Below are 26,789 nucleotides of genomic sequence, written 5' to 3'. Positions count from 1 at the left end.
TCGTGGCGGCCGAACCGGTCAGTCGCGGTTGCTGCTGAAGGCGGCGTCGAAGGCGGCGGCCGGGGCGTCGAAGGCATGCCGGCGGACGAACTGGAGCGCCTCGGGCGCACCGACCAGCCGGTCCATGCCGGCGTCCTCCCACTCGATGGAGATCGGGCCGTCGTAGCCGATCGCGTTCAACGCCCGGAAGCAGTCCTCCCACGGCACGTCCCCGTGGCCGGTGGAGACGAAGTCCCAGCCACGCCGCAGGTCCGCCCACGGCAGGTGGGAGGAGAGCCGCCCGCGCCGCCCGTCGCCGGTACGGACCTTCGCGTCCTTGCAGTCGACATGGTAGATCCGGTCGGCGAAGTCGAAGATGAAGTTGACCGGGTCCAGCTCCTGCCAGACGAAGTGGGACGGATCCCAGTTCAGCCCGAACGCGGGGCGGTGGCCGATCGCCTCCAGCGTCCGCTTGGTGGTCCAGTAGTCGTACGCGATCTCGCTGGGGTGCACCTCGTGCGCGAAGCGGACCCCCACCTCGTCGAAGACGTCGAGGATCGGGTTCCACCGGTCGGCGAAGTCCTGGTAACCGCGTTCGATCATCGCCGGCGGCACCGGCGGGAACATCGCCAGCGTGTGCCAGATGGATGAGCCGGTGAACCCGACCACCGTCCGCACCCCCAGCTTCGCCGCCGCCCGGGCGGTGTCCTTCATCTCCTCGGCGGCCCGGCGGCGCACGCCCTCCGGCTCGCCGTCGCCCCAGATCCGGGCGGGCAGGATGTCCTGGTGCCGCTCGTCGATGGGGTGGTCGCAGACCGCCTGCCCGACCAGGTGGTTGGAGATGGCGAAGACCTGGAGGTTGTGCTTGGCGAGGGTGGCCCGCTTCCGGTCCACGTACGACTCGTCGGCGAGGGCCTTGTCGACCTCGAAGTGGTCGCCCCAGCAGGCGATCTCGAGGCCGTCGTACCCCCACTCGGCGGCGAGCCGGCAGACCTCGTCGAACGGAAGATCGGCCCACTGACCGGTGAAGAGCGTGATGGGTCGCGCCATTGTCCTTCTCCCCTGTGTGATGGGGGATTCCGTTGCGGGCCGGGCGAGGGCGACCGGGTGCTGACGACCTCGACGGACACCGGTGGGCGCGGTCGCGCCTGAGGCCCGGCGGGTTGCGCCTCCCGTCGGGTCACCGGCCACCTCGCGGTCGCCGCCCCCACTCTATTTCCGCCGCCCCGCTCGCGGAAGGCCCCACCTGATCGGGGTGTCCAACCGGGCGCCCCACCTTGCCGCTACCGGCTGGAGGTCACCACCGGGGACGGCGGCTCAGTGCCGGCGGTGCGCGGCCCGGGTGGTCAGCTCGACCAGTGCCGACCGGGCGGGCTCGGCCAGCGGTGTCCGGTCCAGCGCGGCGCGGGCCTGGTCGACGCGGGTCCGGATCATGCCTTCGACCCGCTCCCGCGCGCCGGTGGCCTCGATGATCCCCTGCACCTCGGCCGCGCCCCCGTGGTCCAGCTCGGGGTCGCCGACCAGCGCCCGCAGTCGCGCCGCCTGCGTCGGGCCGGCCGCCTCCCGGGCGAGCGCCAGCAGCACGGTCGGCTTACCCTCCCGCAGATCGTCCAGGTTCGACTTGCCGGTGACGGCCGGGTCGCCGAAGACGCCGAGCAGGTCGTCGCGGAGCTGGAAGGCGTCCCCGAGCGGGTCGCCGAACTCCGCCAGCGCGGTCACGATGGCAGGGTCGGCGCCGGCCAGGGCGGCGCCGATCTGCACCGGGCGGGTCACCGTGTACCGGGCCGTCTTCATCCGGACCACGGCCAGGGCGGCGGCCACCGAGCCGTCGCCGATCGCGGAGACCACGTCCAGGTACTCCCCCGCGATCACCTCCGCCCGCATCCGCGCGAAGACGGCGAGCCCGCGGCGGACCTGCGCCGGTTCGAGCCCGCAGTCGTGGAACATCTGCCCCGACCAGGCGGCGCAGAGGTCGCCGCAGAGCAGGGCGGCGTCCCGGCCGTACGCCGTGGGGTCGCCGTGCCAGCCGGAGCGGGTGTGCAGCTCGGCGAAGACCCGGTGCACCGAGGGCTGGCCGCGCCGCAGGTCGCTGCCGTCCAGGATGTCGTCGTGGATAAGCGCGAAGGCGTGGAACAGCTCCAGCGCCGCCGCGGCGACCACGATCGGGCCGCCGTCCGGGCCGCCGAAGCCGCGCCAGCCCCAGTAGCAGAACAGGGGCCGCAGCCGCTTGCCACCGGCGAGAACGAACCGGCGCAGCACGGCGTGGACGGCCCCCGTACCGTCGTCCGACCGACCCGGCCGCCGCTCGTGCAGGAACGCGGCGAGCGCGGCGTCGAAGCGATCCCGCAGCAGGGCCGGGTCGGTCGGTGCGACGGTGACGGTCATGGTGCCTCCCGGGCCAGTCCGGCGAGCTGGAGCAGCAGGGCCTTCACGTCGGTCGCGGCGACCCGGTCCCGGGCCGCGGTCGGGTCGGAGCAGAGCAGCACCGGCCCGTCGGCCGGGTCGGCGGGCAGCCGGCCGTGCGAGCCGCGGACCGCCCGCGCCCCGGCGTCCAGCCCCACCACGCTCATCAGGTAGCGCATGCCGAGCTTCTTGCGGGCCAGCGCCACCCCCGCCCGGCGCTTCGCGGCGCCCGGGGCGGCCGGGTCGAAGAACAGCTCGGCCGGATCGTAGCCGGGCTTGCGGTGGATCTCCACGAGGCGGGCGAAGTCGGGTGCGCGGGCGTCGTCGAGCCAGTAGTAGTAGGTGAACCAGGCGTCCGGCTCGGCCACCAGCACCAGCTCGCCGGAGCGCTCGTGGTCCAGCCCGTAGCCGGCCTGCCCGGCTGCGTCCAGCACCTCGGCCACCCCGGGCAGCCCGGCGCAGAGCTTCGCCACCGCCGGCACGTCGGCCGGGTCCTTCACGTAGACGTGCGCGACCTGGTGGTCGGCGACCGCGAAGGCCCGGGACGTCCACGGGTCGAGGTACTCCATGCCGTCCTGGGTGTAGACCCGCAGCAGCCCCTCGGACCGCAGCAGGCGGTTGACGTCGACCGGGCGGGAGACGTCGGTGATGCCGTACTCGGAGAGCGCCACCACGGTGGCGTCCCGCTCCCGGGCGGCGTCCAGCAGCGGGGCGAGCACCGCGTCCAGCTCGGCCGCCGCGGCGGCGGCCTGCGGCGAGGACGGGCCGAACCGCTGCAGGTCGTAGTCGAGGTGCGGGACGTAGACCAGGGTCAGGTCCGGGGCGTGGTCGGCGAGGATCCGCTCGGCCGCCCGGCAGATCCATCGCGACGACGGCAGCCCCGCCCCGGGCCCCCAGTAGGTGAAGAGCGGGAAGGTGCCGAGCGCGTCGGTGAGCGCGTCGTGCAGCTCGGGCGGATCGGTCCAGCAGTCCGGCTCCTTGCGCCCGTCCGCGTAGTAGATCGGGCGCGGCGTCACCGTCCAGTCCACGTCGGCGCCCATCGCGTACCACCAGCAGACGTTGGCGACCCGGTAGCCGGGCTCGACCCGGCGGGCCGCCTGCCACAGCTTCTCCCCGCCGACCAGGGCGTTGTGCTGCCGCCAGAGCAGCACCTCGCCGAGATCCCGGAAATACCAACCGTTGCCGACGATCCCGTGGCCGGCCGGTGGTTCTCCGGTGAGGAAGGTGGACTGCACCGAGCAGGTGACCGCGGGCAGCACCGTGCCCAGCTCGGCGGAGAAGCCCGACTCGGCGACCGCCCGCAGCCGGGGCATGTGCGCCAGCAGGCGCGGGGTCAGCCCCACCACGTCGATGACCACTAGCCGCTTGCTCATGCCGGCACCTCGCTTCGCTCGGCACCGCCATGAGGCACCACGGCACCGTGTCGATGATTCGCTCGCTGACGCTTGCTCATGCCGGCACCTCGCTTCGCTCGTTCGCCGTCGTGGCCAGCCCGAGCCCGACCAGCTCGTCGCGGGCGAAGGCCAGCTCGGCGGCGATCCCCGCGGCCAGCTCCGCGTCGGTACGCGGTCGCCGCGCCGCCGGCAGCACCCCCCAGGTGTACGTCTCGACGTCGAGGTGCTCGCAGCCGGCGACCGGTCCGGCGTACAGCGCGGCGAGCGCGGCCCGCAGCACCGGCAGGGTGGACCGCAGCGGCGGCTCGGGCGGGGCGTGCAGCGGCACGTGGTAGTGCACCCGCCACGGCCCGGGCAGCCGGGTGTCGAGGGCGGCGTCGAGATCGTCGGCGGCGTACGCCGGGTCGGCCGGGTCGCTGCCCCCGGCGCAGCCGGCGGCTCTGGTCTGGTGCAGGAAGCGCGGCTCCACCCAGCGGCGCAGCGCCTCGGCCGAACCCTCCGGATCGGCCGCCTCGACGGCGGCGGAGACCTGCACCTTGACCACCGGCAGCCCGGCGGCCCGGAGCCGGCCCAGCGCCTCGACCGGCTCCTCCCAGGCGCAGGCGAGGTGGGCCAGATCGAGGCAGATCCCGAGCCGGTCCGAATCCATGGTTGAGAATATCTCACGCGCCTGTCCGGTGGACTCCACCAGGCAGCCCGGTTCCGGCTCGAAGCCGACCCGGATGGTCCGCCCGGTCTCCCGCTCCACTGCGGCGAGCCCGGCCGCCAGCTCGTCGAGGCGGCGCCGGGCGGCGTCGGCCCGGGCGGCGTCCCACGGCGTACGCCAGGCCAGCGGCAGGGTGGAGATCGAGCCGCGGGCCGCGTCCTCGGGGAGCAGGTCGGCCAGCACCCGGGCCAGGTCCAGGGTGTACCCGAGCCGCTCCGGGGTGGTCCAGTCCGGGTGGTACACCGCGCCCTTCACCACCGGCGCCTGGAAGGCCGCGTACGGGAAGCCGTTGAGGGTGACCACTTCCAGCCCGCGTGCGGTCAGCTCGTGCCGGAGCCGGCGGCGGGCCGCCGGGTCGGCGGCGAGCGCGGCGGCCACCGGGGCGGCCAGCCAGAGCCCCAGTCCGAGCAGGTCGGCGCCGAGCGCCCGGCGGACCGGGAGCGCGTACGTGTCGAGCTGGGCGAGGATCCCGGCCAGGTCCTCGGCCGGGTGGACGTTGGTGCAGTAGCCGAGGTGGACGGTGCTGCCGTCGGCATGGCGGAAGCGCATCACTCGCCCCCGCGCAGGATGGAGTTGCCGGCGAAGGTGGGCGCGGGTGCGTCCACGTCGGTGAGGTCCAGCTTTCCGGACTGGCCGTAGAACTCGACCGGGTTGCGCCAGAGCACCCGGTCCACGTCGTCCTCGGCGAACCCGGCGAGCAGCATCGCCTCCCCGGTGGCCCGGGTGAGCAGCGGGTCGGAACGCCCCCAGTCGGCGGCCGAGTTGACCACCATCCGCTCGGTCCCGTACGTCTTCAGCAGCTCGACCATCCGCGGCGGCGACATCTTCGTCTCGGGATAGATGGAGAAGCCCAGCCAGCAGCCGGTGTCCCGGACCAGCTTCACGGTGACCTCGTTGAGGTGGTCGATCAGCACCCGCCCGGGGTCGATGCCGGACTCGGCGACCACCGCCAGGGTGCGCTCGACGCCGCGGGCCTTGTCCCGGTGCGGGGTGTGCACCAGGGCGGGCAGGTCGTGCCCGACGGCCAGGGCGAGCTGCCCCGCGAAGGCGGCGTCCTCGGCCGGGGTCATCGAGTCGTAGCCGATCTCGCCGACCGCCACCACGCCGTCCTTGTCCAGGTAGCGCGGGAGCAGGTCGAGCACGGGGCGGCAGCGGGGGTCGTTGGCCTCCTTCGGGTTCAGCGCGACGGTGGCGTGGTGCCGGACGCCGAACTGCCCGGCCCGGAACGGCTCCCAGCCGATCAGCGAGTCGAAGTAGTCGACGAACGAGGCGGCGCTGGTGCGCGGCTGGCCGAGCCAGAACGCCGGCTCCACCACCGCGCGTACCCCGGCGGCGGCCATCCGCTCGTAGTCGTCGGTGGTGCGTGAGGTCATGTGGATGTGCGGGTCGAAGATGCGCATCACGCCTCCCTGGCGGTGGTGGGGTGCGAGCCGGCGCCGAGCCGGTCGAGCAGGGCGGTGGCGTCGGCGGGCATGGTCCGGCCGGCCGCGTTCCGCTCGGCGGCGAACGCGGCCAGCATCGCCGCCAGTTCGCCGTCCGCCCGGCCGTGCAGGTCGTCCACGTCCGCCAGCGGTACGCCGGTGAACACGCACTTGAGCACGGCCTGCCGCCAGGCCGGCTGCTCCAGGTGCCGGGCGTACGGGCCGAGCGCGGCGGCGACCAGCCGGGTGTCGTTGGTGCGGATCGCGTCGTGCAGCAGCGGCACGCAGGCCGCCCCGATCGGCAGCAGCGGCAGCGCACGCAGCACGGCCCGCTTCTCGGCGGCGTCGCCCTGCCGATAGAGGGAGTCGGCCACCGCCGCGTGGTCGGCGGGGAGCGCGGTGAGCAGCAGCGCGCGGGCCGCCTCGTCGACCGTCCAGCCCGGCGGATCGGGCAGCGGCCCCCGACCGCACCGCCGGGCGGCGGTGGCGAAGAGGCGCGCGATCGCCGTGGGCTCGGTCGCGACGCGGCGCAGGGCCGCGTCCAGCCACTGCGGATCGGGTACGCCCCGCAGCGCGGCGCGCAGTCGGTCGGGTGTCATTCCGTCTCCCCTCTGAGCCGGGTGGCAGGTGCTCAGCCACCGCCTTTGCTCTGCAGCCCCTTACGCAGCACCCGCGGTCCGGACGTGTTGCCTCCGTGGCTGCAGAGCAAAGGGTCCGAGTCGGTTGTCCGGGGCCGGTCGGTCCCGGCGGCGGCGTGCAGAAACTCGATCGACCGGGCGGCGACGGCCGGCGCGGCGTGCGAGTGCCGGGGCAGTTCCACGGCCACCAGGCCGCGGTAGCCGGCGTCGGCGAGAGCGCGCAGCACCGGCGGAAAGTCGATCTCGCCGGTGCCGAACTCCAGGTGCTCGTGCACGCCCCGGCGCATGTCGTCGATCTGCACGTTGACCAGGTGGTCGGCGACCGCCGTCACGCAGTCGGGCACCGGCCGCGGCTCCAGGCAGCGGCAGTGTCCGATGTCGAGGGTGATGCCGAAGCTGGGCGGCGCGCCGAGCGCGTCCCGTAGCCGGTGCCAGCCGGCGATGTCCTCGACCAGCATGCCCGGCTCGGGCTCGAACCCGAGCGGCACGCCGGCCGCCGCGGCCTCGGCGCAGACCGTGGCGCAGCCGGCGACGAGCCGGTCCCAGGCGACCGACTCCGGCACCTCCGGCGGGCGTACGCCGGCCCAGAAGGAGACCGCCTCGGCGCCCAGGTCCGCGCCGATCCGCACGGCCCGGCGGAGGAACTCGATCCGCAGCGCCGGGTCGTCGTGCAGCAGCGTCGGGGCGTGCTTGTGCCACGGGTCGAGCAGGTAGCGGGCACCGGTCTCGACCACCACGGCCAGGCCGAGCGCGGTCAGCCGGCGGTGCACCGCGGCCACCCGGCGGCCGAGCTCCGGCGCGAACGGGTCGAGGTGGTCGTGGTCGAGGGTGAGCGCCACCCCCTGGTAGCCGAGGTCGGCGAGCACGCCGAGCGCGTCGTCGAGCCGGTGGTTGGCGAAGCCGTTGGTCCCGTATCCGAAGCGGAGCCCGGCCGGGTCCGGCGCGCCCCCGCGCCCGGCCGGCGCAGCCCCGGCGTCCGCCGTCGGCGAGGCGCCGTGCGGCACGGACGGGGATGGCGGGCTGGGCGCCGGCCGGCCGGTCATGTCGGCGAGACCAGTCGGGCCAGGCGGCGGCCGAGCGGGGCGGCGGCCGCCACCGCGAGGCCGAGCAGTCGGGCGCCGGCCCGGGCAGTCAGCGCGCCCTGCAACGCGGGCAGTCCGGTGATGCCCGCGCCCACGGCGGCGCGGACCCGGGCCGGTGACGGGTCGGCGAGCACCCGGACCTGCGCCGACCCGTAGCTGGTGGCGTAGCCGGCGGCGAGCACGGCGGGGACCGGCTCGGTACGGCTCAGCGCGGTGGCGGCGACCAGGGCGGTGCCGGCCAGGGTGGCCTGCGGCAGCCGCCGGTCGGCGCCGGACACCTCGCGGCGGGATAGCGCGGTGACCGTCCAGGTGTGTGCGGCGACGGTCAGCGCCGCCGGCAGCGCCCGGACGAACCCCCGCCGGGCCGAGGGGACCCGGCCGGCAGCGCGTGGCGCACTCCGGCCGGCGGGGCTCGCGCCGAGCAGCACGTCCAGGCCCCGGCAGGCGGCCATCACGGCGGGGCCGGCGGCGGTGTTCTTGGCGAGCAGGTCGTACCCCCAGATCGCGCCGGCGAGCGGGACCGCGACGGCGGCCGCCCGCCGGCCGCCGGCGGCCGTGGCCACGGCGAGCCCGGCGGCGGTCAGGCCGGCGGCGACGCCGAACGCGGCGGCGGGGTGCACCCGCCCGGACGGGATCGGCCGCTCGGGGCGTTCCACGGCGTCCAACCGCCGGTCGGCCCAGTCGTTGGCGGCCATGCCGGCCCAGTAGAGCAGCACCGACGCCCCGGCCAGGGCCGGCGTCCGGCGGTCCAGTGCGCCGGCCGCCGCCGCGCCGGCCACCACGTCCCCGGGTACGGAGAGCGCGGCGGGCGCCCGGACCAGTTCGGCGAGGTCGGCCAGCCGGGTCATCGCCCGGCTCCGGCGTGCAGCCCGGCGACGAAGTCGCACAGCACCGTCCACTGCTCGGCGAGCGAATGGGCGGGCGCGTCGATGCCGTCCTTGAAGAAGAAGGCCAGCTCGGCGAGGGGGCCTCGGCGGCCGGCGGCGTGCGCGGCGGCGGTGAGCCGGGCCAGGTCGAGCACCAGCGGGGCGGCCAGCGCCGAGTCGCAGCCGTGCCAGGTGAACTCCATCCGCATCCGGGTGCCGAGGAAGCCGGCGAAGGTGATCAGGTCCCAGGCGGTCTTGAAGTCGCCGAGGTCCTCGACGTAGTCGATCCGGGTGTCGCCCTGCGGGACGTAGCCGAGGGTCTCGCCGAGCACCCGCTGCTTGCTGCTCACCTTGGCGGCGTTGGCGGCCGGCTCGGCGAGCGCGGCACCGTCCCCGCCGCCGAGCAGGTTCAACCCGGACCAGGAGCGCACGGCCAGGTTCCGCATCGCGAACATCGGCGCGAGCACCGCCTTGACCAGGGTCTCCCCGGTCTTGCCGTCGTTCCCGGCATACGGCAGGCCGCGCTCCTCGGCTAGGGCCGCCAGCGCGGGCAGCCGGGCCCCGGTGGACGGCGTGAAGTCCACGTACGGGCAGCCGGCGGTGAACGCCGCGTACGCGTACAGCGAGCTGGCCGGCAGCACCTCGGCGGGGCCGGCCAGCGCGTCCCGCAGCGCGGCGAGGTCGTGGTGGGCCGGGTGCACGGTGGCGGCCGGTTCGGTGGTGGAGACGTTGACCACCACCACCCGGTCCAGGGCGTGTCGGCTCCGGAAGTCGGTCAGGTCACGGGCCACGGCGGCAGCCCGCTCCGCCTGGGTGCCCTCGGTCGGGGCGGGACGCAGCACCGCCTCGACACCGGCCAACTCCGCGCTGAGGGCGTCCAGCAGCCGGCCGGGCAGCACCCCGGCGGCGGCGAGCGCCTCGGCTCGCTTGCTGAGCGGGCAGGCCACCACGTCATGGCCGCCGAGGACGAGGTCGGCGAAGGTCGGCAGGGCGGGCCCGCGCAGCTCGGGCAGCTCGGTGACGCAACCGGTCGGGTCGGTGAGCCCGGCCCGCAGGGCCAGCGCCCCGACGATGCTGGTGGTCGCGACCGAGCCGCGCGCTCCCACCAGCCAGACACCCGTACGCATCGTGCTCCCTCCCCAGGGTCGGGTCGGTCCGCCGGTGCGGCCGGGGAATCCCGGTCCGGCCGCACCGGAGGGCCGTGCTTGGTCGTGCCGCGCCGGAGGGGCTCCGGTGGCACGTTCCCCGGAATCCGACCTCATCCCCGCCGCGGGGCGCAACCGCGGCGGGTCCTCGCCGGTCGGGTTCCGGGAAACCTCCTCGGGCGGTGCCCTGCGGGCGCCGCATCGGTCCGGCGGCACCCCAGCCAACGCGAGGCACCGCATCCGTCAGGCGGCACCCCAGCCAACGCGAGGCGCCGCGTGGGTCAGGCGGCCACTTCGGCCAGCGCCGGCTCCACCTCCGTCCAGCTGGCCAGCTCCGCCGAGCGGGTCACCGCGTCCAGCACCAGCTGGACCTGCAACGCGTCGGCGAACGACGGCGCCGGGTCGGTGCCGGTGGCGATCGCCTCGACGAAGTCGCGCATCTGGTGGGTGAAGGAGTGCTCGTAGCCGATGATGTGGCCGGGCGGCCACCAGGCCGACATGTACGGGTGGTCCCCCTCGGTCACCAGGATCCGGGTGAAGCCCTGCTCGGCGGTGGGCCGGGTGGCGTCGTAGAACTCCAGCTCGTTGAGGCGTTCCAGGTCGAAGACCAGGGTGCCGAGCGAGCCGTTGATCTCCACCCGGAGGGCGTTCTTGCGGCCGGTGGCGAACCGGCTCGCCTCGTACGTGGCGAGCGCCCCGCCGTCGAGCCGGGCCACGAACGCCGCCGCGTCGTCCACGGTGACCTGACCCATCGCCTGGCCGTGGCCGTCGGCCTGCGCGGCCAGGCCGCTCGACCCGGCCGGCAACGGCCGCTCCTTGACGAAGGTCTCGGTCACCGCGCTTACCCCGGTGATCCGCTGCCCGGTGACGAACTGGGTGAGGTCGATGATGTGCGCACCGATGTCACCCAGCGCGCCGGAGCCCGCCTTGTCCTTCTGCAGCCGCCAGACCAGCGGGAACTGCGGGTCCACGATCCAGTCCTGCAGGTACGCCGCGCGCACGTGCCGGATCTCGCCGAGCCGCCCGTCCGCGATGAGCTGCCGCATCATGGTGACCGCGGGCACCCGGCGGTAGTTGAATCCGCACATCGCCCGGGTCCCGGCAGCCCGGGCCTGGGCGGCGGCGGCCGCCATCTGCCGAGCCTCCTCGACGGTGTTGGCGAGCGGCTTCTCGCACAGCACGTGCTTGCCGGCGGCCAGCGCGGCGATGGCGATCTCGCAGTGGCTGTCCCCCGGTGTGCAGATGTCGACCACGTCGATCTCGTCGGACTCGACGAGCCGCCGCCAGTCTGTGGTGTGCCCCTCCCAGCCGAGCCGGCCGGCGGCGTCGGCCACCTTCAGCTCGTCCCGGCCGCAGATCAGCGCCATCCGCACCCGCGCCGGCAGGTCGTACACGCGGTTCACGGTGCGCCACGCCTGTGAGTGCGCGGCGCCCATGAACGCGTAGCCGACCATGCCGACCCGCAGGACTTTGTCGTGATTGGACAAGGTGGGTCTCCCCCCGTGTATCAGAACCCGAGCTTCAGGTAGTCGCCCGCGTTCTCCTTGGTGATCGTCTCGGAGGCGAGCACGATCTCCTTCGGGACCTGGAGTTCCACCAGGTCCGACATGCCCTTGTTCTGGCCGATCAGGCGGGCCAGCGAGATGGCCGAGGAGGCCATCGACGGGCTGTAGGTGACGGTCGCCTTCAGGACGGTGTTGTCGGCCTGGATGTCCTCCATGGCCTTCTTCGAGCCGGCGCCGCCGACCATGAAGAACTCCTTGCGGTTGGCCTGGTTGACCGCCGCGAGGACGCCGATGCCCTGGTCGTCGTCGTGGTTCCAGAGCGCGTCGATCTTGGGCAGCGCCTGGAACAGGCCGGTGGCCGCCTGCTGGCCGGAGTCGGCGGTGAACTCGGCCGGCCGGCGGTTGGCCACCTTCAGCCCGTACGACGCCAGGGTGTCGGCGAAGCCCTTGGAGCGTTCCTGGGTCAGCTCCAGCGAGTCGATGCCGGGGATCTCGCCGATCACCGGGTTGCTGACGCCCTTGGCCTTGAGCTGCTCGTAGATGTAGGTGGCCGCGGCCACCCCCATGCCGTAGTTGTCGCCCTTGATCTGCAGCCGGTAGGCCCGCGCGTCGGGGAAGGCCCGGTCCAGGTTGACCACCGGGATGCCGGCCTTCATCGCCTCCAGGCCGAACGCGTTGAGTTCCTTGCCGTCGTGCGGCAGCAGCACGATCACGTCGGGCTTCTGGGAGATCAGGGTGGAGAGCGCGGCGCGCTGGGCCGCCGCGTCGGCGCCGGCCTCCACGGACTTGAGCTCCACGTCGGAGTACGCCCCGGCCTGCGCCTTGGCGTTGTTGGTGATCGCGGCGATCCAGCCGTGGTCGGCGGCCGGCGCGGAGAAGCCGATGGTCACCTTCTTGCCGGGCTCGCTGTTGCCGCCGGTCGCGGCGGCCTTCGTCTGCGCGGCGGTGGGCGCCTTCTCGTTGCTGGTGCAGCCGGCGAGCACGACGCCGGCGGAGAGCGCTGCTCCACCGAAGAGCAGCCGGCGGCGCGACAGGTCGCGACCCTGCGTTGTCATGACGGCCTCCTGGATGAGGTGGTGGGGTGAAAATGGGTGTGCTGGGCCCGGCCACCGTCGCTGTCGAGGTGGCCGCCGGTGTCGCGGTCGGATCAGGTGGTGCTGGTGGCCCGGTTGCGGCGGAGGAACTGGGTGAGGCTGCCGAACTGGACCTGCTGGACCAGGACGGCGGCGACGATGATGCCGCCCTTGACCATGTTCTGGGCCTCCGTGGAGAGGCCGTTGATGGCGAAGAGGTTGGTGATGGTGGAGAAGATGATCACGCCGAGCAGGGAGCCGACGATGGTCCCGCGCCCGCCGCTGAGCAGCGTGCCGCCGATGATCGCGGCGGCGATCGCGTCCAGTTCGTAGAGGTTGGCCATGGCCGCCTGCGCGGAGGTGGCCTGCGAGGTGAGCATGACCGCGGCGATGCCGCAGCACAGCCCGGAGAGCGCGTAGAGCAGCAGGGTGTGCCGGCGGACGTTGATACCGGCGAGCCGCGCCGCCTCCGGGTTGCCGCCGACCGCCACCGTGCGGCGGCCGAAGGTGGTGCGGTTGAGCAGCACCCAGCCGGCCACCACCACCGCGGCGAGGATGTAGACCAGCAGCGGGATGCCGAGCACGTTCGTGCTGGCGATGCCGTTGATGAAGGTGTCGTTCGAGACCTGGGTCTGCTTGTCGGAGATCTCGGCCGCCAGGCCGCGGGCGGCGACCATCATGGCCAGCGTGGCGATGAACGGCACCAGCCGCCCGTACGAGATGAGCAGGCCGTTGACCAGGCCGACCGCGAGCCCGACGGTCAGCGCGCTGAAGATCATGCCGCCGGCGCCGTAGCTCTGGGTGGCGAGCGTGGTGGACCACACCCCGGCGAGCGCGACGATCGCGCCGACCGACAGGTCGATGCCGCCACCGATGATCACGAAGGTCATCCCGACGGTGACCACCCCGACCACCGAGGCGAGCTTGAGGATGGTGAGCGTGTTGCCCCACACCCAGCTCGCGTTGCCGTAGAGGTCGGGCCGGGTGAGGATGCCGATGACGACCAGCACCAGCAGGGTGGCCAGCAGGCCGAGGTTGCGCCGGGCGCCCTCGCCCCCGTCACCGCGCCACCAGGAGAGCCGGGCCGGCGGCTCGGCCTTCGCGGTCTCGGCCTGGTCGACCGGCGGCGACTGGGCCGGCAGCCCCGCCGCCCGTTCCGGTGTGGCCGTAGGTGTCGTCTCGGTCATGCCGGCGCGCCTTCCATGAGGGACCCCGCCATGACGAGGTCGAGCACGGTGTTCTCGTCGATTTCGCCGGCCGGGGCCTCCCGGACCACCCGGCCCTCCCGCATCACCAGCACCCGGTCGGCCAGGCCGAGCACCTCGGGCACCTCGCTGGAGACCAGCAGCACCCCGACGCCCCGCGCGGCGAGGGCCCGGATGACCTGGTAAAGCTCGGCCCGGGCGCCCACGTCCACGCCCCGGGTCGGCTCGTCGAGCAGCAGCAGCCGGGTGTCCCCGAGCAGCCACCGGCCGACCACCACCTTCTGCTGGTTGCCGCCGGAGAGGGTGCGCACCGGCCGGCGTACGTCACGGGGCCGCAACTCCAGGGAGTCGGCGATCTGGTCCGCCTCGGCCCGTTCCCGGCGGGCGTCGGTGAAGCCGAGGCGGGCGTACCGGCCGAAGGTCGCCAGGGTGACGTTGCGGTAGATCGGCTCGCCGAGCAGCAGCGCCTGGCTCTTGCGCTCCTCCGGGGCCATGCCCATGCCGGCTCGTACCGCCGCGCCGACGCTGCCCGGGCGCAGCGTCCGGCCGCCCATCCGGACCGTGCCGGCGTGCGCCCGCCGGGCGCCGTAGATGGTCTCCAGCAGCTCCGAGCGGCCGGAGCCGACCAGCCCGGCGATGCCGACGATCTCCCCGGCCCGCACGGCCAGCGACACGTCGGCGAACTCCCCGGACCGGGTCAGCCCGTCGACCCGCAACAGCTCCGCGCCGGCGGTCTCGTCGGCCGGGCGCTCCGGGAAGACGTACTCGATGGTCCGCCCGGTCATCCGGGCGACCAGGTCGTTGGTCGGGGTGTCGCGGGCCGGCAGGTTCGCCGCCGTGGTCCGGCCGTCCTTGAGTACGGTGACCCGGTCGCCGATCTCGCGGATCTCCTCCAGCCGGTGCGAGATGTAGATGACCGCGATGCCCTGCGCGGTGAGTTCCCGGATGATCCGGAACAGGTTGCCCACCTCGTCGTGGGCGAGCACGGCGCTCGGCTCGTCCATGATGATCAGTCGGGCCTCGTGGGAGAGCGCCCGGGCCATGCTGACGATCTGCTTGCCGGCGGCGGGCAGGTGCCGGACCAGCCGGCCGGGCGGGATCTCCGGGTGGCCGAGCCGGGCCAGGATCTGCCGGGTACGCCGGGCCATGTGGCCGCGGCGGACGAAGCCGAGCCGGCGCGGCTCGTGGCCGAGGAAGGCGTTCTCCGCCACCGACAGGTCCTCGACCAGGTCGAGCTCCTGGTAGATGGTGGCGATCCCGGCCCGCATCGCGGCCTGCGGGTTGGCGAAGCTCGCCGGCTCACCGCGCCACTCGACCTCGCCGGAGTCCGGCCGGTGCACCCCGGCGAGCACCTTGATCAGGGTGGACTTGCCGGCGCCGTTCTGACCGAGCAGGCAGTGCACCTCGCCGGCCCGGACCTCCAGCTGCACCCCGTCCAGCGCGCGTACCCCGGGGAAGGTCTTGACGACGTCGGTGAGGCGCAGGACCACCTCGCCCGCGACGGTGTCGGCGGGGGCCGCCACCAGCGGCTTTGTCACGTCGGCCTCCTTGCTGTCCGCCGGCGCGGCGGGCGGTTCCGGGACGGCGCGCATCCCCTGGCCGGCCCCACCGGCCCCGCGCCGTCCCGGAACGGCCCCGTCTTCGTGCTGAGTCACGATGCCTCCTCAGTTCGCGACTGCGGGGCTCGCAAACCCGGCTCACTCCTCGCGCTCACGGCGCCTCCTCAGTTCGCGACTGCGGGGCTCGCAAACCCGGCTCACTCCTCGCGCTCACGACGCCTCCCCGAAGGCCAGGTCGCTGGCGAGCACGGCGGCGCCGGCCACCCCGGCCCGGTGGCCGAGCTCGGAGAGGACGACCGGCAGGTTGCCGGTGGCCAGCGGCAGCGACCGGCGGTAGACCACGCTGCGGATCTCGGCGAGCAGGATGTGGCCGAGCTGGGCGAGCCCACCACCGATCACGATCATCGACGGGTTGGTGAAGCTCACCAGCCCGGCCAGCACGCTGCCGACCCGGCGGCCGCCGTCGCGGATGAGCTGGATGCAGGTGACGTCCCCCTCGACCGCCCCCTGCGCCACGTCCAGCGCGGTCACCGTGCCCCGCGCGGCCAGCCGGTCGGCGAGCGCCGGGGACACCCCGGCCCGGGCCGCCGCGGTGGCCTCCCGGGCCAGCGCGGCGCCGCTGAAGACGGCCTCCAGGCAGCCGAGGTTCCCGCAGGAGCACATCGGACCATTCGGGTCGACCTGGATGTGGCCGATGTCGCCGGCGCACCCGTCGGTGCCCCGGTAGACCTCGCCGTTGAGGTAGATGCCGCAGCCGATACCGGTGCCGATCTTGATCAGCAGGAAGTCGTCCACCGAGTGGGCGACCCCGCCGTGCCGCTCACCGATCGCCATGATGTTCACGTCGTTGTCGACCACCGCCGGGCAGCCGTGCTCGCGGGTGAGCACCTCGCGCACGGGGAAGCGGTCCCAGCCGGGCATGATCGGCGGCGAGACGGGCACCCCGTCCCGGAAGCTCACCGGCCCGGGGACGCCGATGCCCACCGCGTCCAGCCGCTCGTACGCACCGTCCACCTTGGCCTTGTGCAGCAGCTCGCTGACCCGCTGCAGGATCACCTTCGGGCCGGAGCGGATGTCGGCCGCCTCGGTGTACGCGGCCACCGGCTCGAGCCGGCCGTTCACCACCTCGACGTCGATCGAGCTGGCGCCCAGGTCGACCGCGGCGAAGCGCAGGTGTGGGCTCAGTTCGACCAGCGTGGAGCGCCGTCCGCCACGGGACGCGGCCAGCCCCGCCTCGGCGACGTACCCGAGCCCGACCAGCCGCTCCAACTCGGCGAGCAGGCGGGGGCGGGGCATCTGCAGGCGGTCGCCGAGCTCGGCCCGGGACACCGCCCCTTCGTCCCGGAGCAGTCGCAGGAGTCGTACGTGCAGGGGGTCCACAGTCCGCACCGGCACACCTCCGCATCGGAGTGGTTCACATCGACGCAACGGCGACGTGTCGTGTCCGACACAGTAGGAGTCTTCCGGGTCACGTGTCCATAGCTTCGGCACATCTGATCCAAACTTTTGTCCATGTGAACAAAAGCCGGGGTGTGGATCACGAAAAGCGTGATCCTCTTCAGTTCAATGGACGGCGTGGCGTGATCGCCCGACAGCGCCTGGTCGGCCATCTGGCTGAACCATGGCTCGCCCGACCGCCACCGCCCCGGGTGCCACGGGCGCGGCGGGGGCGGCGGGGCGGCGGGAAGGGCGGCGCGGCCGAGTCAGCGGCCGGTGGGAGGCTTGCGCTTATTCCTGAGCTTGCGGTCGTCGCGCAGCTCGACGTACGGCTCCGACTCGGCGGGGTGCCCGGCCGCGATGGCGCGACCCCGCTCCAGCTCGGCGTCGAACTCCGCGCCGAGCAGGATGGCGATGTTGGTCAGCCAGAGCCAGACCAGGAAGACGATCACGCCGGCCACCGACCCGTACGTCTTGTTGTACGAGCCGAAGTTGCCGACGTAGAGGGCGAACAGCGCGGACACGACCAGCCAGATCACCACGGCCAGCACACCGCCGGGGCTCACCCAGCGGAAGCCACCGTGGCGGGCGTTCGGCGAGGCCCAGTAGAGGATGGCGAACATCAGGCTCACCAGGATCAGCAGCACCGGCCACTTGGCGATGTTCCATACGGTCACGGCCGTCGAGCCCAGGCCGATCGCACTGCCCACCTGCGTGGCCAGCTTGCCGGTGAAGACCACGATGACCGAGGCGGCCAGCAGCATCACCCCGACCAGGAAGGTCACCCCGAGCCGGATCGGCAGCGTCTTCCAGATCGGCCGGCCCTCCGGCACGTCGTAGATCGTGTTGGAGGCACGCATGAACGCGGCGATGTAGCCGGAGGCCGACCAGAAGGCGCCCAGCACACCGACGATCGCGGCGATACTGGCCAGGCCGCCCGAGCTGCCCGCCTGAGCGATCGCGATGTCGATGATGTGGCGGATGGTCGGCTGCGGCGCCGTCTGGTCGAGGGTGTCCTTGACGCCCTTGACGGCACCCGGGCCGAGCAGGCCCACCACCGAGATGAGCGCCAGCATGCCGGGAAAGATCGAGAGCACCCCGTAGTAGGTGAGCGCGGCCGCCCGATCGGTCAGGTTGTCCTGCTGAAACTCCCGGACCGTGCGCCTGAGCGCCGCCTGCCACCCGGTGCCCGGCAACGCCGTCGGGCGCTCCGGGCCCTCGTCCTGGCCGACCGGCCCGGTCCGCCCCGAACCGTCCCGTCCGCCCGCGGTGGTGCCCGAATCGTGGCGGTCCCGCCCGCTCCGGGCGGAAGACTCGTCGGTGGCCATCGGCCCTCCCTCGTGGTCGGCGTTGTCCCCACGAGTGCCCGACGGCAGGCCGGTTAACCGCCTACTTGTAGAGCAACCTCCCCATCCGTCGGGAGGCGAGCGCGAGCATCCCGGCGGTCAGCGCCAGCAGGTATGCCACGTCCGGCAGCCACGACCAGCCGGACATCCCCACGCAGACCTCCCGGATCAGGTGCACCGACCGGTAGAGCGGGGTCACCTCGACCACCCAACGCAGCGCGGCCGGGTAGGCCTCGGCGGGCACGAAGGTCCCGGAGAAGAGGAAGAGGGTGAACTGGGCCGACCCCATCAGGTCGAAGTCCTGCCAGCTGCGCAGGAGGGTGGAGACGGTCATGCCGAGCGCGCCGAACGCGAAGCCGATCAGCACCGCGGCCGGGAAGGCGAGAACGGCCCGCGCGACGGTGGTCAGGTCCATCGCCACCATGATCATCAGGAAGGCGGCGGAGTAGAGGCTGCCCCGGATCATCGCCCAGCCCAGCTCGCCGAGGGCGATCTCGAACGGCTGCACCGGGGTCGCGATGATCCCGTCGTACAGCTTCATGTACTTCATCTTCCCGAAGAAGTTGAAGGTGGTCTCCGACAGCGCACCGCTCATCGCCGAGGAGGCGAGCATCGCCGGGGCCACGAACGCGGCGTATGACACCACCTGCCCGCCGGGCAGGGTGAGGTCGCCGACCAGGGCGCCCACCCCGACCCCGATCGAGAACAGGTAGAGCACCGGCTCCAGGAAACCGGAGAGCAGCACCAGCCAGTACGCGCTCCGCAGCGCGGTGAGGTTGCGCTCGGCGACCGAGGCGGAGCGGCGCGGTGCCCCCTCGAAGCTGACCAGCCGGGGCAGGACGAGACTGACCACGACATCCTCCCCTAGACGACGAGCGAGCGGCGGAACACGCGCCGGGCCAGCAGCCCGCCGGCGGCGGCCCAGGCGGCGAGGTAGAGCAGGTGACCCGTGATCGACCACTGCGGAGCGACGCCCAGCGTGGCGGCCCGGCAGAGGTCCACGCCGTGCCAGAGCGGCGTCGCGTAGGCCACCTGGCGCAGCCCCGCCGGCAGCGACTCGACCGGGAAGAACACCCCGGCGAAGAGGGTCATCGGGATGATCGCGAAGCGGAACAGCAGGGCCAGGTAGCTGTCGCTGGGCACGGCGGCGCTGAACGCGAAGGTCGGCGCGGCGAGGGCCAGGCCGAGCAGCAGGCTCACCGGCAGGACGGCCACCGCCCAGGGTGACCGCAGCGCCCCGAACAGGGCCGTCACGAGCAGGAACGCCGCCGTGCTGGTGAGCACCCGGAACAGCACGTAGGCGAGGTGGCCGGCGAGGATGTCGCCGATCCGCAGCGGCGCCGCCACCTGGGCGTGGTAGGTCCGGATCCAGCGGAAGTTGCTGTGCACCGGCCAGGTGGACTCGGCGACCGCGATCTGGAGCGCGGTGGAGGCGATCAGGCCGGGCACCAGCCAGTGGAGGTAGGGCACCCCGCCGACACCCCGGTCGACGTACGCGCCGACGCCGACGCCGAAGCCGAGCACGGTGAGCACCGGCAGCAGGAAGGACGAGAAGACGCTCGCCCGCCAGGTGCGCCGGTAGCCGACCAGGTAATGCGCGAGCACCGCCAGCGCCGGCACCCGGGGCATCGCCGGCCCGGCCCGCTCCGCCACGCTCACGTCGACCACCCCCGTCCGCCGTCCACGTCGTTCCTACCGCTCGGGTACGACAAGACCGCCGGCCACCCTACGACGGGTCATCCGTGATGTCGCGCCGGTTTCTCCGCTCCCCCAGACCCTCGGGCACTCGCTGGCATTTGCGGGCGGCTGCGCCGACGGCGCTCCGCGCACCGCCGGGCAGCCAGCCTCGCACAGTCCGCTCCCTCGTCCGTGCGGCCGATGGGCGGGCCGATCGGTGACGCTGCCGGACCTCGGACTGCTCCGCGCCACAACTCCGCTGCGCCTACAAACTTGATGACTCAGACGATTCACCGCCGGAGCTAACTTTCTCCCGGCGGCCTCTTCCTGACTTCGTGTTCAGCCGGCCCTTCGTGTTCAGCCGACCCTGCCCCGCTGAATCGTTTACGTCATCAAGTTCGTAGCGTCCCCTCGGCAAGTGGCAGGCGCCGCGAACGGCAGGCCGGTCCGCCGAAAACAAGCAGAAGGATCACGCCACACCCGCCGGCACCGCGTCGACCGCCACTCACCGCCGTCGACCGCCACTCACCGTCCACCGGCCTACCGCCGTCCACCGGGCCAACCATCACCCGCCCGACCTGCCGCAGCCATCCGGCTCCGCCAAGGGTGAGCGCCACGGCCACCTCCACCTGGCGTCCGTGATCGTCGACTTCAGCCGGCGACGAGGACGGCCACTACCGACGTGCCGCGAACCAGATCGACGTGTTCGCCAACCGGTTGAAGACGATCTCCAACCGTACTCGGCCAAGCCAGTAGCGCACGGGCGTGAAGCGGCCACCGGATTCCTTCAGCTGTGCCAAGGCCGCTTTCTCCAGGCGATACCGCTCGGCGAGAATCGCGGACGGATCTGACAACGCTGCCAAACCAGACTCCCTCCAGTCTGAACGCCCTCGAAGCGACCGCTCCCGATGGCGGCCGCGCTACGGCCGCTCGGCAACCCGTGCGACGAACGCGCGCCAGGCGTCGGGGGCGAAGGTCAGCGCAGGGCCGGCTGGGTCCTTGGAATCGCGCACGGCGACCAGGCTGGGGAGGTTGTCGGCCACCTCCACGCAGTTGCCCCCCTGGCCACTGCTACGGCTGCTCTTGCGCCACCGGGCACCGCTCAGGTCCATGTCTCCGCCATTTCCGCTATCAGGTCGAGGGACTGCTGCTGCGATAGTGCCTCGCCCCGGATCGACTCCCAAACCTCGACCATCTGCTGCACGAAGTCAGTGCGGTCGACCACCTGTCCGTGGCGCTGCCCTTCCAGGTAGACGACGTCCTCCCCGCCGGGCAAGGTGGCGATCACGAAGGGTCCAGCGAGCCCAGGGTACGCGCCAGCCGACATCGGCACGACGTGGATACGCACCCGGGGAAGGACGCTGCCCAGCTTCACCAGATGCTGCAACTGCTCGCCCATCACCTCCGGTCCACCGATGCGGCGGCGCAGCACATACTCGTCCATCACCACGCAAAGCAGCGGCGGGCGGTCGCGGGTGAGCACTGTTTGGCGGTCCAGCCGAGTCGCCACCTGCCGCTCGATCTCGTCCGCCGCGAACAGGCCGCCGCCGGCGTGGATGGCTCGCGCATACCCCTCGGTCTGCAACAGACCGGGCACGCAGAGCGGCTCGAACGTGCGCAGCGCTGTGGCCTCCTGTTCGATGCCGGCCCAGTCGCGGAACCACGGGACCACGGTCTCCCGGCTGATCCGCCGCTGGATGCGTTCGAACCGCCCGTCCGCGCCGAACACGGTGTCGCACCGGCGCGCGAAGTCGAGGCTCGGCCGGCGCTCGGAGGTCTCCACCTTGGCGACCAGGGCACCCGAATAGCTCAACGCCTCGGCGAGCGCGCTCTGCGACATGCCACTGGTGGCCCGGGCGAGCCGCAGTTCCTCCGCGAAGTGGTCCAGCATGGACGAGCTTTCCACGGACACCCTCCGTACATCTTCGTACCGCCTCGGGCCGGCCGCCGTACGCGCTGGTCGTCGGCGCGCGGGACCTCCCACCGTAGTCGTGTCCTCAGCAGACTGTCACGCAGCGGAACCGCTCACGGGATCGGACGGCGGGCGGAACCAGGCCGGGGGCGTCCTGCGGACAACGCGGTCCAGGGCGCCCCCTCCCACCCCCGACGGAGGCTCACCCATGCGATTCAGGTTCTGGCGCTGCCGCCCGACACCGCCCACCACGCTCCCCCGGCGTACCCCCAACGCGCGCCCGACGTGGGCGACCGCACCGACCGAGGTGTTCCCGACCGACGGTCCGGGACGCCCGGGGCGGCTGACCCGCGCGCAGGAGTGGCGGGCGAACGGGGGCCGCTGGCTACCGTCGCCGCGCAGATCCGAGGACGAGCGGCGCGGACCCGAGCATCCGCACGGAGCAGAGGAGCCGCACGAAGCGGACGAACCGCGCGGACCGGAGGAGCCGCGTCGGCTCGAGGAGGGTACGCACTGATGCCCCGCTACCGCCCGCACGTCGCGGCGCGCCCGTCCTGGCGATGCCGGGTGTGCGGCGCCGCGTGGCCGTGCTCCCCGGCCCGGCTGGCGCTGCTCGGCGAGTACCGCGAGAACCGGACCGGCCTGCTGATCTACCTCGGCACACTGATGCATGAGGCCATGACCGACCTGACTGGCCAGCTCCCGCCGCAGCGACTGACCGACCGCTTCCTGACCTGGGCCAGAGCCCGTTGAGCCGAACCGTGATCGCTGGCAGCTCAGCAGCTCGACACGCCGCCACGACTGCAGTCTGGGCGTCAACGATCGGCGGCACGCACCTCAGTCGACCAAGGTGCGGCCGGTGAGGTGGAGGAAGACGTCCTCCAGGCTGCTGCGCCGAACCAGGACGCTGGCCGGCACGAGGCCGCGGGCGCTAACCTCGGCCGCCGCCGCGTCGCCGTCGGCCACGTAGAGCAGGATCCGGTCGGGCAGCACCTCGACCCGCTCTCCCAGCCCGCTCAGCTTGCCGGCGAACATCTCCTGCGACTCGACGGCGAAGCGCAGCTCGACCACCTCGCGGGTGGAGTGCCGCTCGATGAGGGTGCGAGGCGACCCCTCGGCCACGATCCGGCCGCCGTCCATCACCACCAGCCGGTCGCAGAGCTGCTCCGCCTCGTCCATGTAGTGCGTGGTGAGGACCAGCGTGACGCCCTGCTGCTTGAGCCGGAACAGCCGCTCCCAGACCAAATGCCGGGCCTGCGGGTCGAGGCCGGTGGTGGGCTCGTCGAGCAGCACGATCTCCGGGTTGTTGACCAGTGCGCGGGCGATGGTCAACCGGCGCTTCATGCCGCCGGACAGCGGGTCCACCTTGCTGTCGGCCCGCTCGGCGAGCTGGACGAAGTCGAGCAGCTCGGCGGCCCGCTCGCGGGCGAGCCGGCGCGGGATGCCGAAGTAGCGGGCGTAGGTGGTGAGGTTTTCCCGGACGGTGAGCTCCGGGTCGAGGCTGTCGAGCTGTGGGCAGACACCCAGCCGGGCCCGGATCGCCGGACCGTCGCGGACCGGGTCCATGCCGAGAATGCTCAGCTCCCCGCCGGAGGGCGGGGAGATGCAGCCGATCATGCGCATGGTCGAGGACTTGCCGGCCCCGTTCGGCCCGAGGAAGCCGAACGCCTCGCCCGGGTGCACCGCCACGTCGATGCCGTCGACGGCGGTGAAGTCGCCGAACCGCTTCACCAGCCCCCGCGCCTGGATGAGTGGTTGAGCACTGGTCACCGGCCGACCCTAGCGGCCGGGTCCGACAGACTCGACCGGTTAACCGCCGCCACGGATGCCGGACACTGGGCGTAGCGTCAATCACTCGGAGTGACGGCCGTGGCGGCCAGCACCGCCAACCCCTTCACCTAGAAGATAACCCACCAATCCGGACAGATCGCTCCGATCGACGGGCAAAACCAGCACCCGGCAATGTCGACCGCCTACACATTCGTGAAAATCGCTCCGAAACAAGTGTGCAGCGAGTAATTGCCACCCATTCTCGTTACTTGGCGCAATCACGTCGGGCAATGGTTCCATAATGTGAACTATTCGCGTATCGTGCCCCCTCGTGTCGCCCGTTCGCCCGTCCGACGGCTCCGCGCCGACGCCCCTGCCCACCGGCCCGCAGGACACCGCGTCCAAGCTGGATAGTGTCCCGGTTTCGCTCCCGCCCGAGGACGGGGCGGTCGGCGAGCCGCGGCGGGCCGACGACGCACCGCTCGCCGCACCCCCCGACACCCGGGAACTCGCCGCCCAGTTCGAGGACGAAAAGCCGGGACGGGTCCTGTCCGGACCGGTCGGGCTGCTGTTCACCGGAGTCACGGTCGCGGTCGCACTGCTCGCCCTCTGGCAGGTGTTCTTTCCGCTCCCTCAGGGCAGTAAGTACTACCTGATCATTTTCCTGACCGGCATCCTGCCGGTGGTCTTCCTGGCGTACCCGTCAGGGGTGCGGCCGCCGCGGCGGCGGCCCGCGACCGCACCGGCGGCGGGCGACCCGGGGGCGGACGGCGCAACCGCACCGGCCGCCGACGACGCGCGGCGCGGCGGGCCCACCCTCGTCGACTGGCTGCTGGCCCTGGCCGCGCTGCTGAGCTGCCTCTACCCGGTGCTGCCGGTGACGCTGGGCGCGGGCGGCGGCGGCTACGACGCCTTCCTCGACCGGCAGGGCCTGCTCGTGCCGCTGGACGTGGCGATGGGCACCGTGCTGATGCTCCTGCTGCTGGAGGCGTGCCGGCGGACCACCGGCTGGATCCTCCCCGCCGTCTGCCTGCTCTTCCTGGCCTACGGCTACTACGGCGGGCTGCTGCCGCAGTCCTGGGCGGTGGCCCACGCCGGTCTCGACTTCGGGCAGCTCATCGACGCGTTCTACAACTCCGACAGCGGCTTCTACGGCACCCCGCTGGACGTGGCCGCCTCGTACATCGTGCTCTTCACCATCTACGGGGCGGTGCTCGACCTGTCCGGGGCCGGCCGGTTCTTCGTGGAGCTGTCCGCCGCCGCGTTCCGCCGCTCCCGTACCGCCGCCGGCCGGACCGCCGTCGCCTCCGGCTTCCTGCTCGGCACCGTGTCCGGCTCCGGAGCGGCCACCACGGTCAGCATCGGTGCGGTCACCTGGCCGATCCTGCGCCGCGCCGGCTACCCCGCCGAGCGGGCCGGGGGCATGCTGGCCGCCGCCGGAGTCGGCGCGATCCTGTCCCCGCCGACGCTGGGCGCGGCGGCCTTCATCATCGCCGAATACCTGGGCGTGTCCTACCTGCAGGTGCTCGGCTGGGCGACGGTGCCGACGATCCTCTACTACCTGGGCATCCTGCTCTCCGTCGAGATCGACGCCCGGCGCTCCGGTGTCCGCGCGGTGGTCATCGACAGCGGCTCCGCCTGGCGGCTGCTGGCCCGCTTCGGATACCACTTCCTCTCGCTCATCGTGATCATCGTGGTGCTCGCGACGGGCGCCTCGGCGACCCGCGCCGTGGTGATCGCCACCGTGCTGGCCGCCGCGCTGTCCTTCCTGGACCGACGCCACCGGCTCACCCCGGCCCGCCTGGTCGAGGCGCTGCGCGGCGGCGTGCGCGGGGTGCTCGCGGTGAGCGCGGTCTGCGCCGCGGCCGGCATCATCACCGCCACCACCACCAAGACCGGTCTCGGCCCGCAGGCCGCCGCACTGCTGGTGAGCGGGGCGCAGGCGGTCAGCTCCGAGCCGGCCGTGGTGCTGGCGCTCACCGCGCTGCTCGCCGCCGTCGCGCTCAGCCTGCTCGGCCTGGCCGTGCCGGTCACCGCGTCGTTCGTGATCGGCTGGGTGATCATCGGTCCGGCGCTGCTCAACCTGGGCGTCGCCGCCCCCGCCGCGGCGATGTTCGTCTTCTACTTCGCAGTGCTGTCCGAGGTCTCCCCGCCGACCGCGCTCGCCGCGGTGGCCGCCGCCGCGGTGACCGGCGGCCGGCTGGTCCCGACCATGTGGCAGACCCTCCGGTACGCGCTGCCGGCGTACCTGATCCCGATCGCCTTCGTCATCACGCCGACCGGTCTCGGGCTGCTCGGCATCGGCGGGGCGGAACGGATCCTGGTGGCCGGCGTGGTCTCCGCGCTCGGCGTAACCGTGCTGGCGGTGGCGGCCGGCGGCTGGCTGCCCGGCGTCGGCCCGGCCGGCGTGCCCGAGCGGATCGTCGGCGCGGTCGCCGGGCTGGTGCTGCTCTGGCTCGAACCCGTGCCCGTCACGGTCGGCGCCGTGCTGGCCGCGCTGACCGTGGCGGGTGTGCTCGTCCGACGTGGATCCGCCGGCCGCGCCGGCGCCTCGTCGGTGCCGAAACAGCTGGTTCCTGGGGAGGAGAGAGAATGACACGGATCAACTCGCGGGTTGCCGCGGGCGTCGGAGTGCTGGCCCTCGTCGCGGCCGGTGCCGCCGGGTGCGGGGGCCGGCAGGACGGGGCGGCGACGGACGACGCCGCCAGCGAGGTCACCTGCAAGGTCACCAAGGACACCCGGGTCGGCATCGCCACCGGCAACGCCACCGGGGTCTACTACGTTGTCGGCAACGCGCTGGCCGGCCAGCTCTCGGCCACCACCGACGGCAAGCTCACCGGGACCGCCGCCGAGACCGGCGCCTCGGTGCAGAACGTCGAACAGCTCGTCGCCGGCCAGTACGACGTCGCTTTCTCGCTCTTCGACACCGCGGTCAACGCGGTGCAGGGCAAGGGCAGCTTCACCGCCCCGCAGCCGGTGAAGGCGCTGGCCCGGATCTACGACAACTACACCCAGGTGGTCGTGCGGGCCGACGCGGGGATCACCTCGGTCGCCGACATGAAGGGCAAGAAGATCTCCACCGGCTCGCCCAAGTCCGGCACCGAGGTCATCGCGAACCGGCTGCTCACCGCCGCCGGCCTCGACCCGGCCAAGGACATCCAGGCGCAGCGGCTCGACCTGACCAAGACCGTCGACGGCATGAAGGACGGCAGCATCGACGGCTTCTTCTGGTCCGGCGGCCTGCCGACCGGCGGCCTCACCGACCTCTTCACCACCTCCGGCGACAAGGTGAAGTTCCTCGACCTCAGCCCGCTGCTGCCCAAGATGGCCGAGCTGAACCCGGCGTACCAGGCCGGGACCATCGGCAAGGACGTCTACCGGACCGCCGCGGACACCCCGACCATCCTGGTGCCAAACGTGCTGCTGGTCCGGGACAACCTCGACGCCAACGTGGCGTGCGCGATCACCAGGACCGTCTTCGAGAAGAAGGACGCCCTCGCCCAGGCCAACCCGGCCGCCAAGGCGATCGGCCTGGAGAACGCCCGCAAGACCGAACCGGTGCCGCTGCACCGGGGGGCGGACAAGGCGCTCAAGGACCTGGGCGCGAGCTGACTCGACGACGCCGGGCCCGGACGCCACGTCCGGGTCCGGCGTCCTACCCCGACCGGGAG

24 protein-coding genes are annotated in these 26,789 nt (G+C 73.0%); 3 read left to right on the top strand and 21 right to left on the bottom strand.

From position 1 onward, the window contains the following. Positions 1 to 18: 18 nt before the first annotated feature. The 20 genes from ABZ783_RS06315 to ABZ783_RS06220 form a co-directional block, all read right to left on the bottom strand. Positions 19 to 1,029: a sugar phosphate isomerase/epimerase family protein gene (locus tag ABZ783_RS06315; protein ID WP_073835588.1), complete on the bottom strand. Its 1,011-nt coding sequence runs from the start codon at positions 1,027 to 1,029 to the stop codon at positions 19 to 21. Between the two features lie 267 nt (positions 1,030 to 1,296). Next, entirely contained in the window at positions 1,297 to 2,364 is a 1,068-nt protein-coding gene (locus ABZ783_RS06310; RefSeq protein WP_357434824.1) for a polyprenyl synthetase family protein, read from the bottom strand. Next, positions 2,361 to 3,755, bottom strand: a complete 1,395-nt coding sequence (locus ABZ783_RS06305; RefSeq protein WP_357434823.1) for a nucleotide pyrophosphatase/phosphodiesterase family protein — start codon at positions 3,753 to 3,755, stop codon at positions 2,361 to 2,363. The genes ABZ783_RS06310 and ABZ783_RS06305 overlap by 4 nt, the downstream gene beginning before the upstream one ends. 76 nt (positions 3,756 to 3,831) lie before the next feature. After that, positions 3,832 to 5,031, bottom strand: coding sequence for a metabolite traffic protein EboE (gene eboE, locus ABZ783_RS06300; RefSeq protein WP_357434822.1), 1,200 nt, complete (start codon positions 5,029 to 5,031; stop codon positions 3,832 to 3,834). Next, positions 5,031 to 5,882: a TatD family hydrolase gene (locus ABZ783_RS06295; RefSeq protein ID WP_357434821.1), complete on the bottom strand. Its 852-nt coding sequence runs from the start codon at positions 5,880 to 5,882 to the stop codon at positions 5,031 to 5,033. The genes eboE and ABZ783_RS06295 overlap by 1 nt, the downstream gene beginning before the upstream one ends. Next, positions 5,882 to 6,502, bottom strand: a complete 621-nt coding sequence (locus ABZ783_RS06290) for an EboA domain-containing protein (protein ID WP_357434820.1) — start codon at positions 6,500 to 6,502, stop codon at positions 5,882 to 5,884. The genes ABZ783_RS06295 and ABZ783_RS06290 overlap by 1 nt, the downstream gene beginning before the upstream one ends. A gap of 32 nt (positions 6,503 to 6,534) precedes the next feature. Then, complete coding sequence (locus ABZ783_RS06285; RefSeq protein WP_357434819.1) at positions 6,535 to 7,584, bottom strand: sugar phosphate isomerase/epimerase family protein; 1,050 nt, start codon at positions 7,582 to 7,584, stop codon at positions 6,535 to 6,537. After that, positions 7,581 to 8,471, bottom strand: coding sequence for an SCO3242 family prenyltransferase (locus tag ABZ783_RS06280; protein ID WP_357434818.1), 891 nt, complete (start codon positions 8,469 to 8,471; stop codon positions 7,581 to 7,583). The genes ABZ783_RS06285 and ABZ783_RS06280 overlap by 4 nt, the downstream gene beginning before the upstream one ends. Next, a complete protein-coding gene (locus tag ABZ783_RS06275) occupies positions 8,468 to 9,616 on the bottom strand; it encodes an inositol-3-phosphate synthase (protein WP_357434817.1) in 1,149 nt (382 codons plus the stop codon). Before ABZ783_RS06275 ends, ABZ783_RS06280 begins: the two co-directional genes overlap by 4 nt. A gap of 299 nt (positions 9,617 to 9,915) precedes the next feature. Next, the gene (locus ABZ783_RS06270) at positions 9,916 to 11,121 is read right to left on the bottom strand and encodes a Gfo/Idh/MocA family oxidoreductase (protein WP_357434816.1); all 1,206 of its coding nucleotides are present in this window, start codon (positions 11,119 to 11,121) and stop codon (positions 9,916 to 9,918) included. Between the two features lie 20 nt (positions 11,122 to 11,141). After that, a complete protein-coding gene (locus ABZ783_RS06265) occupies positions 11,142 to 12,194 on the bottom strand; it encodes a substrate-binding domain-containing protein (RefSeq protein WP_073835579.1) in 1,053 nt (350 codons plus the stop codon). A 92-nt stretch (positions 12,195 to 12,286) separates the two neighbouring features. Continuing rightward, positions 12,287 to 13,399, bottom strand: coding sequence for an ABC transporter permease (locus ABZ783_RS06260; RefSeq protein WP_357434815.1), 1,113 nt, complete (start codon positions 13,397 to 13,399; stop codon positions 12,287 to 12,289). Beyond that, positions 13,396 to 15,009 (bottom strand): sugar ABC transporter ATP-binding protein, encoded by a 1,614-nt coding sequence (locus tag ABZ783_RS06255; protein ID WP_357435288.1) that lies wholly within the window; start codon positions 15,007 to 15,009, stop codon positions 13,396 to 13,398. The genes ABZ783_RS06260 and ABZ783_RS06255 overlap by 4 nt, the downstream gene beginning before the upstream one ends. Before the next feature lie 177 nt (positions 15,010 to 15,186). After that, positions 15,187 to 16,365, bottom strand: a complete 1,179-nt coding sequence (locus tag ABZ783_RS06250; protein ID WP_357434814.1) for an ROK family protein — start codon at positions 16,363 to 16,365, stop codon at positions 15,187 to 15,189. A 314-nt stretch (positions 16,366 to 16,679) separates the two neighbouring features. Further along, on the bottom strand, positions 16,680 to 17,741 hold the full coding sequence (locus tag ABZ783_RS06245; protein WP_357434813.1) for a YihY/virulence factor BrkB family protein: 1,062 nt from the start codon (positions 17,739 to 17,741) through the stop codon (positions 16,680 to 16,682). A 61-nt stretch (positions 17,742 to 17,802) separates the two neighbouring features. Next, a complete protein-coding gene (locus tag ABZ783_RS06240; protein ID WP_357434812.1) occupies positions 17,803 to 18,612 on the bottom strand; it encodes an ABC transporter permease in 810 nt (269 codons plus the stop codon). An 11-nt stretch (positions 18,613 to 18,623) separates the two neighbouring features. After that, a complete protein-coding gene (locus ABZ783_RS06235) occupies positions 18,624 to 19,388 on the bottom strand; it encodes an ABC transporter permease (RefSeq protein ID WP_357435286.1) in 765 nt (254 codons plus the stop codon). 722 nt (positions 19,389 to 20,110) lie between these two features. After that, positions 20,111 to 20,299, bottom strand: coding sequence for a hypothetical protein (locus tag ABZ783_RS06230; protein ID WP_357434811.1), 189 nt, complete (start codon positions 20,297 to 20,299; stop codon positions 20,111 to 20,113). 57 nt (positions 20,300 to 20,356) lie between these two features. After that, positions 20,357 to 20,548, bottom strand: coding sequence for a DUF397 domain-containing protein (locus ABZ783_RS06225; RefSeq protein WP_357434810.1), 192 nt, complete (start codon positions 20,546 to 20,548; stop codon positions 20,357 to 20,359). Continuing rightward, a complete protein-coding gene (locus ABZ783_RS06220; protein WP_357434809.1) occupies positions 20,539 to 21,342 on the bottom strand; it encodes a helix-turn-helix transcriptional regulator in 804 nt (267 codons plus the stop codon). The genes ABZ783_RS06225 and ABZ783_RS06220 overlap by 10 nt, the downstream gene beginning before the upstream one ends. A 522-nt stretch (positions 21,343 to 21,864) precedes the next feature. Between ABZ783_RS06220 and ABZ783_RS06215 the strand changes: the two genes are divergently transcribed. Next, positions 21,865 to 22,101: a flavin reductase gene (locus ABZ783_RS06215; protein ID WP_073835572.1), complete on the top strand. Its 237-nt coding sequence runs from the start codon at positions 21,865 to 21,867 to the stop codon at positions 22,099 to 22,101. Positions 22,102 to 22,185: 84 nt separating this feature from the next. On the opposite strand, the gene ABZ783_RS06210 is transcribed toward ABZ783_RS06215, so the two are convergent. Then, complete coding sequence (locus ABZ783_RS06210; protein ID WP_357434808.1) at positions 22,186 to 23,118, bottom strand: ABC transporter ATP-binding protein; 933 nt, start codon at positions 23,116 to 23,118, stop codon at positions 22,186 to 22,188. Between the two features lie 406 nt (positions 23,119 to 23,524). Here ABZ783_RS06210 and ABZ783_RS06205 point away from each other — a divergent pair, with 406 nt between their 5' ends. Continuing rightward, on the top strand, positions 23,525 to 25,714 hold the full coding sequence (locus ABZ783_RS06205) for a TRAP transporter fused permease subunit (RefSeq protein WP_357435285.1): 2,190 nt from the start codon (positions 23,525 to 23,527) through the stop codon (positions 25,712 to 25,714). Further along, positions 25,711 to 26,730, top strand: coding sequence for a TAXI family TRAP transporter solute-binding subunit (locus ABZ783_RS06200; RefSeq protein ID WP_357434807.1), 1,020 nt, complete (start codon positions 25,711 to 25,713; stop codon positions 26,728 to 26,730). Before ABZ783_RS06205 ends, ABZ783_RS06200 begins: the two co-directional genes overlap by 4 nt. The last annotated feature ends 59 nt before the right edge of the window (positions 26,731 to 26,789 follow it).

The sequence above is a fragment of the Micromonospora sp. NPDC047738 genome (genome assembly GCF_040642675.1).
Lineage (GTDB): Bacteria > Actinomycetota > Actinomycetes > Mycobacteriales > Micromonosporaceae > Micromonospora.
The sequence above is the reverse complement of the archived record's forward strand: the minus strand, read 5'-3'. Positions and strand labels throughout refer to the sequence as shown.

Excerpts from the sequence above, each read along its gene's own strand:
- ABZ783_RS06315 (WP_073835588.1), bottom strand. The coding sequence starts at position 1,029 with ATGGCGCGACCCATCACGCTCTTCACCGGTCAGTGGGCCGATCTTCCG.
- ABZ783_RS06310 (WP_357434824.1), bottom strand. The coding sequence starts at position 2,364 with ATGACCGTCACCGTCGCACCGACCGACCCGGCCCTGCTGCGGGATCGC.
- ABZ783_RS06305 (WP_357434823.1), bottom strand. The coding sequence starts at position 3,755 with ATGAGCAAGCGGCTAGTGGTCATCGACGTGGTGGGGCTGACCCCGCGC.
- eboE (WP_357434822.1), bottom strand. The coding sequence starts at position 5,031 with ATGCGCTTCCGCCATGCCGACGGCAGCACCGTCCACCTCGGCTACTGC.
- ABZ783_RS06295 (WP_357434821.1), bottom strand. The coding sequence starts at position 5,882 with ATGCGCATCTTCGACCCGCACATCCACATGACCTCACGCACCACCGAC.
- ABZ783_RS06290 (WP_357434820.1), bottom strand. The coding sequence starts at position 6,502 with ATGACACCCGACCGACTGCGCGCCGCGCTGCGGGGCGTACCCGATCCG.
- ABZ783_RS06285 (WP_357434819.1), bottom strand. The coding sequence starts at position 7,584 with ATGACCGGCCGGCCGGCGCCCAGCCCGCCATCCCCGTCCGTGCCGCAC.
- ABZ783_RS06280 (WP_357434818.1), bottom strand. The coding sequence starts at position 8,471 with ATGACCCGGCTGGCCGACCTCGCCGAACTGGTCCGGGCGCCCGCCGCG.
- ABZ783_RS06275 (WP_357434817.1), bottom strand. The coding sequence starts at position 9,616 with ATGCGTACGGGTGTCTGGCTGGTGGGAGCGCGCGGCTCGGTCGCGACC.
- ABZ783_RS06265 (WP_073835579.1), bottom strand. The coding sequence starts at position 12,194 with ATGACAACGCAGGGTCGCGACCTGTCGCGCCGCCGGCTGCTCTTCGGT.
- ABZ783_RS06260 (WP_357434815.1), bottom strand. The coding sequence starts at position 13,399 with ATGACCGAGACGACACCTACGGCCACACCGGAACGGGCGGCGGGGCTG.
- ABZ783_RS06255 (WP_357435288.1), bottom strand. The coding sequence starts at position 15,009 with ATGCGCGCCGTCCCGGAACCGCCCGCCGCGCCGGCGGACAGCAAGGAG.
- ABZ783_RS06245 (WP_357434813.1), bottom strand. The coding sequence starts at position 17,741 with ATGGCCACCGACGAGTCTTCCGCCCGGAGCGGGCGGGACCGCCACGAT.
- ABZ783_RS06235 (WP_357435286.1), bottom strand. The coding sequence starts at position 19,388 with ATGCCCCGGGTGCCGGCGCTGGCGGTGCTCGCGCATTACCTGGTCGGC.
- ABZ783_RS06225 (WP_357434810.1), bottom strand. The coding sequence starts at position 20,548 with ATGGACCTGAGCGGTGCCCGGTGGCGCAAGAGCAGCCGTAGCAGTGGC.
- ABZ783_RS06215 (WP_073835572.1), top strand. The coding sequence starts at position 21,865 with ATGCCCCGCTACCGCCCGCACGTCGCGGCGCGCCCGTCCTGGCGATGC.
- ABZ783_RS06200 (WP_357434807.1), top strand. The coding sequence starts at position 25,711 with ATGACACGGATCAACTCGCGGGTTGCCGCGGGCGTCGGAGTGCTGGCC.